Here is a 13471-nt window from a genome sequence, read left to right as displayed (position 1 = left end):
GTGCATGAATTGTCGGAAGGGTGAATATCCTTCTTGCTAGTATTGAGATAAGGAGGTCAGGGAATGGATTTGCTTAAGCATATGAATGTAGCGCTGCAATACATTGAAGAGAATTTGACGAATGAAATTGATGTAAAAGAAGTGGCCAAACGGGCTTATTGTACGGAATACCATTTCGCGAGAATGTTTTCATTTCTTGCAGGAATTACGTTGTCTGAATATATTCGTAGAAGGCGCCTGACGCTCGCGGGTTTTGAATTAAAGCAGAGTGGATTAAGGGTCATTGATATTGCTCTTAAATACGGTTATCAATCACCCGATTCATTCACCCGAGCATTCCAAAATCTGCATGGCATCACACCGTCTGAAGCTAGAAACAACGGTCAATCACTAAAAGCTTATCCTCGAATGACCTTCCAACTATCAATTAGCGGAGGCGACGAAATGAATTACGGAATTGAAAAGAAAGATGCGTTTCAGATTGTTGGAATTAAGAAAAGAGTCCCGATTGTTTTTCAAGGTGAAAACTCTGCAATCAATGACATGTGGAAAACGTTAACGTTGGATAAAATTGACGAGCTCAAAAAACTATCCAATATCGAACCGGAAGGGATCATACAAGCATCTACAAATTTTTCGGAAGGTCGTATGGAAGGAAAAGGTGAACTCGATCATTATATCGGCGTGGCAACAACGGAAGTATGTCCCGAAAGCTACACTGCTTTGCAAGTTCCGAGTATGACGTGGGCTGTCTTTGAATCGAGTGGCCCCTTTCCAGATACGTTGCAAACAACATGGGGAAGAATTTACGCGGAATGGTTTCCATCTTCAAATTACGAGCAAATGGAAGGACCAGAACTCTTATCGATTAAAACGAAAGACTTAACTTCATCTGCAGTGAAAAGCGAGATTTGGATTCCCGTATTGGAAAAATAATTGGCTATATGAAGGCCCTCAACTGTTGATTTCAGAGTGGGGGCTTTTTCTATTGGGGTAATCTCTTTCCCAGGTGTTATTGTTATTTCTCCTCCGAAAACTTCATTCTATACACTTTCTTTATACTTTTCTAGTCTAATTATTGATACATATCCCTTATGCTAATTGTAGCGATAACGAAAGGGTGATGATGCATGTTAGAAACCATTTTAAAAGCGACAAATGTTTCAAAAATATATGGTAAACATAAAGTGCTTGATAAAGTATCTATTGAAATTAAAAGAGGGATGATTTACGGATTAATTGGTCAAAATGGTGCGGGTAAATCAACGTTTATGCGTGCTGTTATGGGATTAATTACGATTGACGGCGGAGATATTGAATTGTTCGAAGCAACTGGCTCAAAAGGTTTGCAAAATGCTAGAAGAAGAATGGGGCAATCCATTGAAACGCCGGCACTCTATCCTGAACTGACAGCTCGAGAAAATTTACAAGTGCAAGCAGCAAATGGCGGGGTTAGTGAAAGAAAGATTGACGAATTATTACAGCTAATGAACTTGAGTCATACAGGCAAAAAGAAAGCGAAGAATTTCTCTTTAGGAATGCGTCAACGTTTGGCGATAGCTTCTACATTGATGACCAACCCTGAGTTCTTAATTTTAGACGAACCGACAAATGGTCTTGATCCATCGGGAATTGTCGAGATGCGTGAAATTATTCAGCGACTCGTGAGCGAGCATGGCATTACGGTTTTACTTTCTAGTCACTTATTGGATGAACTTTCCCAAATCGCGACACACTATGGCATTTTACATGACGGGAAAATTATTAAAGAACTATCAAAAGAAGAGCTTGCACGCGAAACTCGTCAATATATAGAGTTGGAAACGACTGACGTCCAAAAAGCAGTCGTCGTACTGGAAGAAATGGAGATTCGAGACTTCGAAGTCATCACAGGAAATGAAATAAATATCTATGAAAAGTTAGATGATGTTGCTACTATCAATCATTCGTTGGTCAAAGCAGATGTAAAAGTTTCACGAATTGGGACGACTAGACAAAAACTCGAAGACTATTTCTTACAGTTAACAGGAGGTGCGCCGAATGCTTAATCTACTTTCAGCAGAAAGAATTAAATTAAGACGAAGCAAAAAACTCATCATTGCCTTAATTATTTTATGCGTACTTCCAATTATACAAACCGTAAATAGTTACTGGAGCGTGAGTTATGGAGCTGAACTCGTTCAAAAGGTTGATACTGTAGTAAATGGTGCTACCGGTATTCTTATGATTAAGAAAAATGGATTGACAGTATTACTTGTCATGAGTGCTTTTATCAGCTTCTTTATTGGAGAAGAATTTCAACACGGAACGATCCGAAACGCATTGTCCCTAGGTCGCAGTCGTACACATTATTATGTTTCAAAACTAATTGTCGTTGCTTTAGTCTCTTTGGCTGGCGTGATTGTTATGACGATTCTTGGGATGATAGGCTTTACAATTGCATTTGGCTTTGGCGGTGTTGCTGAAATGAATCACTATGTCAGTTATGCGCTAAAAGCATTCAGTACGCTTTACATGTTGGTTTTGGCTAACGTTTCTGTATATGTAGCAATCGGTTTTATAACCAAAAATAGCAGCTTCACGTTAATATGGAGCTTTATTTACACGATTGCAACAGGATTTCTGCCTGGGATATTTCAGCAAACGACACATTTTAAACAAGTCATGTTTTGGTTTACGGAAACATTTATGTTTTATTTTAATTTTGCTACACCAGAAGATGTCGCAAGGTTTCCTGAGATGATCGTCGTCAGCCTAATCACAATTGTGCTATCATCTGCAGTAGGAATCTGGATGTTTAATCGAACAGATATAAAGTGAAACTTCATTCAGTGGGGGGCTATCCCCACTAGGAAAAGATGCAGTTCGATCTTTCCTTGTTAGTTGAACCAATCGGGCATGTACTGGCAGTTGCCCCGGTCCATTTTGGTTTTCCCCCAAGATTTGAATTGAAGGGCTTACTGCCAGTAAATGCGGGATAAAGTAGGTCGGTAGTAATGGCAACGATATTAATTATAGAAGATGATGGTGCAATACATTCGCTGATTAAAGAAGCATTAACATTACAGCGCTTTAAAACAATCAGCGCATACTCCGGGACTGAAGGGAAATTATTATACGAACAAAATCCAGTGGATATTATTCTGTTAGATTTAATGTTGCCGGGAATGGATGGGGAAGAATTATTGCGGGAAATTCGGAATGACTCAACAATCCCGGTCATCGTTATTTCCGCGAAAAATGACCAAGCGTCTAAATTAGAGCTTTTAATGAATGGAGCCGATGATTATATTACAAAACCATTTGACGTAAAAGAACTAATTGCACGGATTAATATCCAACTGCGTCATGCAGCAAAAGTTTTGCATAATGAAACGGAAGAGGTTCGTTATAAGGATATCCGGGTAAATATGGACACCCGAGAAGTGAAAATAATTGACGAAGTCATTCACTTAACTGGTCGAGAATACGCGATTCTTCTTCTGCTTCTAGAGAATCCGCAAAAAGTATTCAGCCGCGCCAATATTTATGAAAGTGTGTGGAATGAACCGTTTTTTGATAGTGACCAAACCATCAATATGCATATTAGTAATTTACGACGTAAAATGAATGCACAAGGTGCAAACTATATTAAAACAATCTGGGGCATAGGCTTCAAATTTGATTAAAGAAAGGAGCGTGAATGTAATGTGGGGATGGTTATTTGTTTTCCTGACGTTGGCGCTCCTTTTTTATATTTATTTTTTGAAACGAGAACTGCGGAAGTTGACGCGCGAAATTAAAGAGATACCTATTCGCTCAAGTTATGGCGGGAGGTTATCATTGGATTTTCGTGAGGAGGCATTGATGGAATTAGTCGATGAATTAAATCAAATGATTGATGCTTTTGAAGAAAAAAATTTCCGAGCGAAACAGATGGAGGAGAATGTGAAGTTATCCATCGCCGGGCTTTCGCATGATCTACGCACACCGCTCACGTCTGTGAATGGTTATGTTCAACTTTTACAGGAAACGATAGACGAGACGAAGCGAAAGCATTATATACAGATCATTGAACAGTCAGTAGAACGTTTAATTGCAATGACGGATTATTTTTATGATTTAGCGCGCATCGAAGCGAATGAAAAAGAGATGAAATTATCTTCCGTTTTACTTCCGAATTTAGTTGAAGAAATCTTTTTATCTTACTATGAACAAATTGCAGAACAGAACATTGAACTTCAATTTCCTGAGCAACCAGGAGACCGTCAAGTGATTGCTGATGAATTCTTATTAGCACGGGTCGTACAAAATGTGGTCCAAAATATCTTGCGTTATGCGAAAAGTAAAGCGTTTATTAGCTATGAGAAAGAAGGGGATTACATGATTCTCACAGCGAAAAACGATATCAAACCGGATAGTAAAGTGGAAGCGGAAAAGGTGTTTATGCGTTTTTATACAGAAGTGACGAGTAGGACGAACACCGAAACGAGTGGATTAGGCCTTTATTTATCTAAAAAGTTAGTGGAGAAGATGGGCGGAACATTGGATGCCGAGTTGAATGATTATTGGTTTATGCTGACCATTAAACTTCCTATTAAAGGGAATTAAAGGTGTGTCCATGCCGTGGGATAGAAAACAGCTTATTTATGCATCGATCGCTGTTCTCCTTTATAATAGCATTATGAAGAAAGGGGATTTTTGAATGTCAAAATCACTTGTATTAGCTGAAAAACCATCCGTGGCACGAGATATTGCGCGTGTGCTCGGTTGTCATAAAAATGGTAATGGTTTTATTGAAGGAACAAACTATATTGTCACATGGGCGCTTGGGCATCTTGTGACGCATGCAGATCCAGAAGGGTATGGGAAACAATATAAAGAATGGAAATTGGAGCATTTACCGATTGTGCCGGACCCATTTAAGATTGTGCCGATCCGTCAGACGACAAAACAATTAAATGCGGTAAAAGCACAGTTGCGAAGAAATGATGTGAATGAAGTTATCATTGCAACAGATGCTGGGCGCGAAGGGGAACTTGTCGCTCGTTGGATTTTAGAACAAGCGAAAAGCCGTAAGCCTGTTAAACGTTTATGGATTTCATCCGTGACGGATAAAGCGATTAAAGACGGATTCAAAAATTTAAAGCCAGGTCGTCAATATGAAAATCTATATGAAGCAGCAGTTGCTCGTGCAGAAGCGGACTGGGTTGTTGGCATTAATGCGACACGTGCGCTTACGGTGAAATATAATGCGCAATTATCAACAGGACGTGTACAAACGCCGACACTTGCGATGATTGCGGAACGTGAAAAGCAAATTAACGAATTTAAACCGAAAGCGTATTATGGTTTGCAAGCCATTACGGAAGGCGCCACATTTACGTGGGCAGATGCATCCGGTCAAACGCGTTCTTTCGATAAAGCTTTTATTGATAATAAATTGACGAAATTGGATAGTATCCACACGGGTCAAGTGACGGAAGTGAAAACCTCACCGAAATCACAACCTGCACCGCAACTATTCGATTTAACAGCACTTCAACAAGAAGCGCATCGCCGTTGGTCGTGGTCGGCAAAAGAAACATTATCAACGCTGCAAAATTTATATGAACGACATAAAGCCGTGACGTATCCGCGAACAGATTCAAAACATTTAACATCCGATATGCGTGATACGTTAATTGACCGTATTAAAGCGGTCGATATTGCACCGTTTAGAAAAGCGACGAACATGATTTTGCGTAAAGGGACACCCAAACCGCAAAAAGGTGTCATTGATGATAAGCGTGTGTCGGATCACCATGCAATTATTCCGACTGAAGAAACACCGATTTTACAAAACTTATCGGATAAGGAACAACGCTTGTATGAGTTAATTGTCAACAGATTCCTCGCTGTCTTTCTTGGTCCATTTCGTTATGATCAAGTAACAGTTGACCTTGTGATTGGTGAGGAAACGTTTAAGGCGAGAGGTCGTACTGTAACGGATGAAGGATGGAAAAAAGTATATGACTTTGATGAAGAGGATACTTCAACCTTGCCTTCATTTACAAAGGGACAAGAAGTAAAAGTCCGTGCAGTCACAATGACGGAAGGAAAGACAAATCCGCCGGCTAGATTTAACGAAGGAACGCTGTTAGCGGCAATGGAAAACCCGACGCAATTTATGCAAGGGGAGTCAAAGGCGTTAATTCAAACGATTGGTGAAACTGGTGGACTTGGTACAGTTGCAACACGTGCTGATGTGATCGAAAGGTTGTTTAAAACATTTATCATTGAGAAAAAAGGCAATGATATTTATACCACATCAAAAGGTCGTCAACTGTTAGAACTTGTACCTGAAGATTTAAAGTCACCTGCACTTACAGCTGAATGGGAACAAGGTTTAACGAAAATTGCGAATGGTCAAATGAAAAAATCCGTTTTCATGAAAGATATGATTCAATTTGCGAAAGATGCTGTTGTTGAAATAAAAAATGATGATAAAAAGTTTAGACATGATAATGTGACAGGCCGGGCTTGTCCAGACTGCGGTAAATTGCTGTTAGAAGTGAACGGAAAGCGCGGCAAAATGCATGTTTGTCAAGATAGAGAGTGCGGTTACCGACGAAGTATTTCAAGACAAACCAATGCGAGATGTCCACAATGTAAAAAACGCTTGGAACTGCGCGGAGAAGGGGAAGGACAAATCTTTGTTTGTTCGTGTGGCCATCGTGAGCGATTATCAGCGTTCGAAAAACGCCGAAAAGCTTCAGGTGGACAACGAGCGAATAAGCGAGATCTTCAAAAGTATATGAAGAAACAGGAAGAACCTGAAAATACAGCGATGGCGGACGCCCTAAAGAAGCTTTTTGATAAATAAATCTTTGGATGGATTATCGGAAGAGAAAAAATTGCGCATTGGCGAGATGTTCGTACAGAGGCGTTAACTGTACCTGAATCGACAACAGCAGATTATCAAATAGCGGTAAAGGAATCTTCTAAATTCGCCATGCTTAATGAAGGGCTACCACATTTTAGTTGGTAGCCCTTTGATCATTGAAGGGAAGGAACAATATGGGGAAATCAAATAAAACGGTCAAAACGAATGCTGTTCGAATTCTTGAACGTGAAGGAATTGACTTTACGTTAATTGAATATGACATTCATGATGATTTAATTGATGGAGTATCTGTAGCGGAAAAAACTGGACAAGCGGCGGAAACGGTCTATAAAACGCTCGTTACAAAGGCTGCAGACAAAAGTTTGTATGTGTTTTTAATTCCAGTCGCTTTGGAACTTGATTTGAAAAAAGCGGCAAAGGCAGTCGGGGTGAAAAAACTGGATATGCTACCGTTAAAAGATTTAACAAAAGAAACAGGCTATATTAGAGGAGGCTGCTCACCTGTGGGCATGAAGCGAGACTTTCCAACGATTATTGACGAATCCGCTACTTCGCTGAATAAAATTGTAGTAAGTGCCGGTAAACCGGGATTGCAAATGGCTCTTTGTCCAGCCGATCTAGTTGCCATGGCTCAAGCGAAATTCTTTGATGTCAGTAAATAATATTAGCCGTAATAATTGAAGGAAACCCGCACTGTTTACGAGTTGCATGTAAAATACAGTGCGGTTTTTTAGCGTTGCATACTTTTTTCGAAGCGTTGCAATGTTTTCGTAGAACGTAGCGTACTTTTGTGAAAACGTAGCGAGGTTTATGAAAAACGTTGTGACCTCTTGCGGCGTTGCATACTTATTCGGAAGTGTTGCAAAGTTTTCGTATAACGTTGTATACATTCGTGAAAACGCAAGGTTAATAAAAAACGTTGTGAACTTTTCGAGGCAAAGTAGTGCTCTTAATGGGGATAATCAATACCATTTGAAATTCATTTGAAAAAGCCAACTTTATCAAGCAGCGTGATTGGTAAAAGCATGTTAGAATGGAATAATGCAAAAGTCGTTCATACGAATATGTGGATGGCTTGGATATGAAAATAAATTTCAGCTAGATTGACTAGAAAGAAGGATTTATTGAATGAAGAAAACAGAAATGTGGAGATGGATTTTTTATCTCGGCGGATTAATTATCGTCGCCCTTGGAATTTCGATGACGATTAAAGGGTATAAACTGGGAATTGGCCCTTGGGATGTGTTCCACGTCGGTTTATATAAAAATTTTGGGTTAACCATCGGGACTTGGAGTATTTTAACAGGTCTCGCAATAATAGGCGGAACCGCAATCTTTATTAGAGAATGGCCTAAAATTGGTACTTGGTTAAATATGCTTCTGCTTGGGATCTTTATCGATATTTTTAATTGGTTAATTCCGGATTATGAATCACTGGTTGCACAGACAATTATCTTTGTAGTAGGTGTGGTCGTGATGGGTTACGGTGCTGGAATTTATATGTCGCCGAATATTGGTGCAGGTCCCCGGGACTCACTCATGCTCGTTTTCGTTGAAAAGTTTGGCGGCAGCATTAAAAGAATGCGAACGATGATTGAAGTTGCTGTTGCGGCAATCGGTTGGCTTCTTGGCGGTCCGGTTGGTGTTGGAACGGTTATTATCGCTTTCTTAATTGGTCAATTCGTTCACTATACATTGCCACAAGCAAAATCATTATTATTGAAAATTACAGGGAAAACTGAAGAAGAGATATTGTGGTAGGTAATACAGTTAACGCTCATTTCTGATAAGGGGGTGGGAGTTTATTTAAAGAGGAGGGCATGTCGGATGATGATTGTTAGTTTTCTGTTAATCGGTTGGATATTAAGTTGGTTTAAGTTTAATGACATGTTCATTCAAGCGGTGAAAGAGTTGTTTCGTAAAGAGATTTCAATCGCTAGCTATTATTTTGTCTTCTTTTGTATCGGAATTACAGGTGATGTGATTTTATTTTTTCAAGGTAAATACCCAATTTAATTATGGGAAATCATTTAATCTATGATTTCCCATACATCTACTATTGAATCTTTTCCTCTAACGTCTTTATCCGTTTTTCAAGCTCCTTGCATTTCTCCATTTGTTGTATAGCTAAACTCAAAGCCCCTCCGGCTAATCCAAATCATTATTTAAACCTCTTTCATAGAAACACTTGTTCTAATTATACTTGTACGTAACTATTCATCAAAAGTTTCAAGGTTCGTCAATGAATCTGTGTTTTTTTAAAAGTCGCTCGCATATGTTATTTGTATGACAAAGAAAGGATGAGCGGCATGTATGGAACGATAACGAAGTATATGGGCACGGCTTATACAGGGCTAGGAATTGCGCATAAATATGATAAGTTAGTAGCTTCCGCGACGGAAACAGTGTTTTTGAAATGTCCGCCGACGACTGCGCTGTCTGCAGTATTAAACGAAACGGCGATGCACTATATTAAACGTGGGTTTGATGTGGATAAATTTGTAAGTCCAATACAACCTGACATAACTGATGCCATTTTTATAAAGGGTCCGGATTTGCTCTTCATTCAAGCGTCACATCCGATTGCACTTGAACCAGCTGATATCGGGGGGCGCCATCGCGTCATTAGTTTTTACGATATCTATGATGAAGATAAACTGCGCGACCAAAATAAAGCCATTGTTGCAAGTCTTGGAGAAGCGGAAGCATCATTAAAAAAAGCGTTGCATGCGTTAGCGGATGCCAAGGTAATCCACGACGAATGGGAAGCGGTTAATATTAAACGAATGATGTGGAGTATGCATGAAGCGTTAATCGAAAATTTAAAAGAAGAGTTATTTGATACAATCATATTAAATAAACAATCCTCTGTTTCTCATCGGCTCATCGGTTCTTTAACCTCTGCAGGGGCTTGCGATTTTATACCGTCTATTACAAATCGCATCCAGCGACGGATGCTCATTAAAGCTCTTCCGGGTACAGGAAAGTCAACAATTATGAAGGCTTTAGGAAAAGAGGCGGAGCGTAGAGGGTTTGACGTATTGTACGGTTGGTGTGGGCTAGATCCAGAAGGCGTCGACCTTGTTCAGTTTCCAGAGTTATCCGTTTGTATATTCGATGCGACTAAACCGCATGAATATGATCCGGAACGAGATGGAGATGAAATTGTGGACTTGCTGTCAATGTGTGAAGCAAGTGAGGAAGCCGAAGCAGCGGTCGATTTAATTAGTAAAACGTATCGTGAGAAAATTCTTGACGCAACCGGGTATATGCAAGCTTATGCGCAAGCGGAAAAACAAGCAAGGATTACGATGGATTCTGCTATTAAGGATACTGTTTTTCAAGAAAAGTCAAAACGGCTCATTGGGGACATAAACTGACAGGAAGACGGGCAATATGTTAAAATGAAGTCTCATATTGCTTGAAAGGAAGATTACCTTGTCAAAAATTCTAGATAAATTTTTAGATGAAAATTTAGAAGAACTGCGTAATGCAGGTCTTTATAATGAAATCGATCCAGTTGAAGGTCCAAATGGTCCAACGATTAAAATTGGTGGAAAAGAGTTAATTAACTTATCCTCAAATAACTATTTAGGTCTTGCAACGGACGAAGATTTGAAAGTGCTTGCAAAAGAAGCAACAGATAAATACGGCGTCGGGGCTGGCGCGGTTCGAACAATTAACGGAACACTTGATATTCACGTTGAACTTGAAAAGAAAATTGCGGAGTTTAAGGGAACTGAAGCCGCGATTTCTTACCAATCGGGATTTAACTGTAATATGGCTGCGATTTCTGCGGTGATGAATAAACAAGATGCAATTCTTTCCGATGAACTTAATCACGCATCAATCATCGACGGTTGTCGACTATCTGGCGCGAAAATCATCCGTGTGAATCACCAAGATATGGACGATTTACGTGCAAAAGCAAAAGAAGCGACTGAATCTGGTGAGTATGGAAAAGTGATGTACATTACAGATGGCGTGTTTTCAATGGATGGAAACGTCGCTAACCTACCGGAAATTGTAAAAATCGCAAAGGAATTTGACCTGATCACCTATGTAGATGATGCACATGGTTCAGGTGTTATGGGCAAAGGAAAAGGAACTGTGAAGCATTTCGGTCTGGAAAAAGATATCGATATGCAAATGGGGACACTTTCAAAAGCAGTTGGTGTTGTCGGTGGCTATGTAGCTGGAAAACAAAACCTAATCGACTGGTTGAAAGTACGTTCTCGTCCATTCCTATTCTCAACAGCAGTAACACCAGCGGACGTTGCGGCTACGCAAGGTGCACTCCAAAAGATTATGGATTCTACAGAACTCCATGACAAACTTTGGGAAAACGGCGACTACTTAAAAGCGGGTCTGAAAAAACTAGGATTCGATATTGGTCAATCAGAAACACCAATTACACCATGTATCATTGGTGAAGAAAAGCTGGCGCAGAAATTCTCAAAACGACTTATGGAAGAAGGCGTTTATGCGAAGGCAATCGTATTCCCAACAGTCCCAAGAGGAACTGGGCGCGTACGAAATATGCCAACTGCTGCGCATACGAAAAAAATGTTGGATGAAGCATTGGCGATTTATGAAAAAGTAGGAAGAGAACTTGGGATTCTTAAGTAAATAAAATAGGGCATTTTAATTTGCTCTTTAAATAAAGCAGATGGAGAATGATCAATTCTCTCCATCTGCTTTTATTTTTTTGCTGATAACGTTTGATGAGTTAGTAATGCCCTGCTAACGTAGTTAACCTATATGGGAAAGTACTGAACGTTATCGCAGAAGTATGCAACGTTCATGTTAAAGTACACAACGTCCCCGCCTTAGTACACAACACAATATCAAGCATCGACAAATTCGGTCATAATTTTTTATACGATTTTCAATATCCTGGTCATTCCCGTTACCGAGTGCATAAGCATATCCAAAGATCATTTTTTGTGCGTTGTTTATATACCGGTCGGTAAGGGTGACTAATTTTGTTCGATAGATAATATGGGAAGATTATACAACCGTATAGATAGGATAGAGGACGATAATAATAAAAGTTACCCACTTCGGAATCATAGTAAAAGTATTACCAGACAGTATTCATAGACAATTGTGGATATTATTTGGGTGAGGCAGTTCTAATTGTGTTTTTAGAATGAACATTTTATAATAAGTAAAGGTTGTTAATTAAGGGTTATGTTAATCGTAAAAAAATAGTGTTCTCTCCAAATAGACAAATGACCGTGAAGTGAGGAGTCGTACAATGAAGAAAATAATGGTGACAGGTGCACTCGGACAAATTGGTTCGGAGTTAATTATGAAATTGCGCTCAGAGTACGGTGCTGACAATGTTTTAGCGACCGATATTCGTCATGTAATGTCAAATGTAACGGAATCAGGTCCCTTTGAAATTTTAGATGTAACGGATGCGAAAAGCATGCATAAAGTAGCGAAAGATTTCGGTGCTGACACGATGATGCATATGGCGGCGCTATTATCCGCGACCGCTGAGAAAAACCCAGTATTTGCGTGGAATTTAAATATGGGTGGACTCTTGAATGCGCTTGAAGTATCTCGTGAATTAAATCTACAATTCTTTACACCAAGTTCAATTGGCGCATTTGGTCCATCTACACCGAAAAAGAATACGCCGCAGGACACATTACAGCGACCAACAACTATGTACGGTGTGAATAAAGTTTCCGGTGAACTACTTTGCGATTATTATTATGAAAGATTTGGCCTAGATACGCGTGGCGTACGTTTTCCGGGATTAATTTCAAATGTTGCAAAGCCGGGTGGTGGAACGACAGATTATGCGGTGGATATTTATTACAAAGCGCTTGAAGAAGGGAAGTACACTTCTTATATTGCAGAAGGCACTTACATGGACATGATGTATATGCCGGATGCTTTACAAGCAATTGTTGATTTAATGGAGGCAGATTCTGCTAAATTAAAGCACCGAAATGCCTTTAACGTAACAGCAATGAGTTTTGAACCGAGCCAAATTGCGGCTGCCATTAAAAAGGAAATCCCGGCTTTTGAAATCGCCTATGATGTCGATCCGATTCGCCAAGCGATAGCAGATAGTTGGCCAGATTCCATTGACCCGTCAGCAGCAGTTGAAGAATGGGGTTTTAAAGCAAACTACAATCTCGATAAGATGACAGTAGATATGTTAGAAAAATTAAAAGTGAAATTGGGGAAGTAAAAAAGGATAGTCACTGTCACGATGATGTGGCTTTTTCCCTGAAAAACAAAAAAGACTGAATCCATGTGATTCCAGTCTTTTTTTGATTCGCATCAAAAGGGGGGAGTGAGCAAATCATTATTTATATTGAGAGTATCGTAGTAACAATCATTGTGATTGCTAGTACTCGGGTTACGCGTTGTTTAATTTCTAAATGCTTTGCTTTCGTTACAAGGCGAACATCTAAATTATTGCTAAGTTGTTGGTGTCCGCCTACAACCATACATAGTATACATTAAATTATCTAATTGTGCACACAATAAGAATATTAGTCGGTATTATTTAATGAAATGTGAATAATGTATGTCGTGGGCGTATTATTCTGGTTCATGAACCATCATTTAAGATGACACATC

12 protein-coding genes are annotated in these 13471 nt (G+C 39.5%); all 12 read left to right on the top strand.

Annotated features, from left to right (window positions below):
- The first annotated feature begins 63 nt into the window (after positions 1-63).
- Positions 64-936, top strand: coding sequence for an AraC family transcriptional regulator (locus BI350_RS16000; RefSeq protein ID WP_075529070.1), 873 nt, complete (start codon positions 64-66; stop codon positions 934-936).
- A gap of 194 nt (positions 937-1130) precedes the next feature.
- Positions 1131-2048, top strand: a complete 918-nt coding sequence (locus BI350_RS15995; RefSeq protein WP_075529069.1) for an ATP-binding cassette domain-containing protein — start codon at positions 1131-1133, stop codon at positions 2046-2048.
- Positions 2041-2820: an ABC transporter permease gene (locus BI350_RS15990; protein ID WP_075529068.1), complete on the top strand. Its 780-nt coding sequence runs from the start codon at positions 2041-2043 to the stop codon at positions 2818-2820. The genes BI350_RS15995 and BI350_RS15990 overlap by 8 nt, the downstream gene beginning before the upstream one ends.
- A 176-nt stretch (positions 2821-2996) precedes the next feature.
- Entirely contained in the window at positions 2997-3668 is a 672-nt protein-coding gene (locus BI350_RS15985) for a response regulator transcription factor (RefSeq protein WP_075529067.1), read from the top strand.
- A 154-nt stretch (positions 3669-3822) separates the two neighbouring features.
- A complete protein-coding gene (locus BI350_RS15980; protein ID WP_245698272.1) occupies positions 3823-4590 on the top strand; it encodes a sensor histidine kinase in 768 nt (255 codons plus the stop codon).
- A gap of 94 nt (positions 4591-4684) precedes the next feature.
- Entirely contained in the window at positions 4685-6844 is a 2160-nt protein-coding gene (locus BI350_RS15975; protein ID WP_075529065.1) for a DNA topoisomerase III, read from the top strand.
- 194 nt (positions 6845-7038) lie between these two features.
- On the top strand, positions 7039-7527 hold the full coding sequence (gene ybaK, locus BI350_RS15970; protein WP_075529064.1) for a Cys-tRNA(Pro) deacylase: 489 nt from the start codon (positions 7039-7041) through the stop codon (positions 7525-7527).
- A gap of 466 nt (positions 7528-7993) precedes the next feature.
- The gene (locus tag BI350_RS15965) at positions 7994-8626 is read left to right on the top strand and encodes a YczE/YyaS/YitT family protein (protein WP_075529063.1); all 633 of its coding nucleotides are present in this window, start codon (positions 7994-7996) and stop codon (positions 8624-8626) included.
- Between the two features lie 66 nt (positions 8627-8692).
- The gene (locus BI350_RS15960) at positions 8693-8881 is read left to right on the top strand and encodes a hypothetical protein (protein ID WP_075529062.1); all 189 of its coding nucleotides are present in this window, start codon (positions 8693-8695) and stop codon (positions 8879-8881) included.
- A gap of 293 nt (positions 8882-9174) precedes the next feature.
- Entirely contained in the window at positions 9175-10245 is a 1071-nt protein-coding gene (locus BI350_RS15955) for a hypothetical protein (RefSeq protein ID WP_075529061.1), read from the top strand.
- A 58-nt stretch (positions 10246-10303) separates the two neighbouring features.
- Positions 10304-11494, top strand: coding sequence for a glycine C-acetyltransferase (locus tag BI350_RS15950; RefSeq protein ID WP_075529060.1), 1191 nt, complete (start codon positions 10304-10306; stop codon positions 11492-11494).
- A gap of 631 nt (positions 11495-12125) precedes the next feature.
- Positions 12126-13076, top strand: a complete 951-nt coding sequence (locus BI350_RS15945; RefSeq protein ID WP_075529059.1) for an L-threonine 3-dehydrogenase — start codon at positions 12126-12128, stop codon at positions 13074-13076.
- Positions 13077-13471 lie beyond the last annotated feature (395 nt).

The organism is Sporosarcina ureilytica, assembly GCF_001753205.1.
Lineage (GTDB): Bacteria > Bacillota > Bacilli > Bacillales_A > Planococcaceae > Sporosarcina > Sporosarcina ureilytica.
This window is presented reverse-complemented; position numbering and strand designations above follow the sequence as displayed.

Bases quoted from the DNA above. Each gene is read 5' to 3' on its own strand.
- BI350_RS16000 (WP_075529070.1), top strand. From the start codon at position 64: ATGGATTTGCTTAAGCATATGAATGTAGCGCTGCAATACATTGAAGAG.
- BI350_RS15995 (WP_075529069.1), top strand. From the start codon at position 1,131: ATGTTAGAAACCATTTTAAAAGCGACAAATGTTTCAAAAATATATGGT.
- BI350_RS15990 (WP_075529068.1), top strand. From the start codon at position 2,041: ATGCTTAATCTACTTTCAGCAGAAAGAATTAAATTAAGACGAAGCAAA.
- BI350_RS15985 (WP_075529067.1), top strand. From the start codon at position 2,997: ATGGCAACGATATTAATTATAGAAGATGATGGTGCAATACATTCGCTG.
- BI350_RS15975 (WP_075529065.1), top strand. From the start codon at position 4,685: ATGTCAAAATCACTTGTATTAGCTGAAAAACCATCCGTGGCACGAGAT.
- ybaK (WP_075529064.1), top strand. From the start codon at position 7,039: ATGGGGAAATCAAATAAAACGGTCAAAACGAATGCTGTTCGAATTCTT.
- BI350_RS15965 (WP_075529063.1), top strand. From the start codon at position 7,994: ATGAAGAAAACAGAAATGTGGAGATGGATTTTTTATCTCGGCGGATTA.
- BI350_RS15960 (WP_075529062.1), top strand. From the start codon at position 8,693: ATGATGATTGTTAGTTTTCTGTTAATCGGTTGGATATTAAGTTGGTTT.
- BI350_RS15955 (WP_075529061.1), top strand. From the start codon at position 9,175: ATGTATGGAACGATAACGAAGTATATGGGCACGGCTTATACAGGGCTA.
- BI350_RS15945 (WP_075529059.1), top strand. From the start codon at position 12,126: ATGAAGAAAATAATGGTGACAGGTGCACTCGGACAAATTGGTTCGGAG.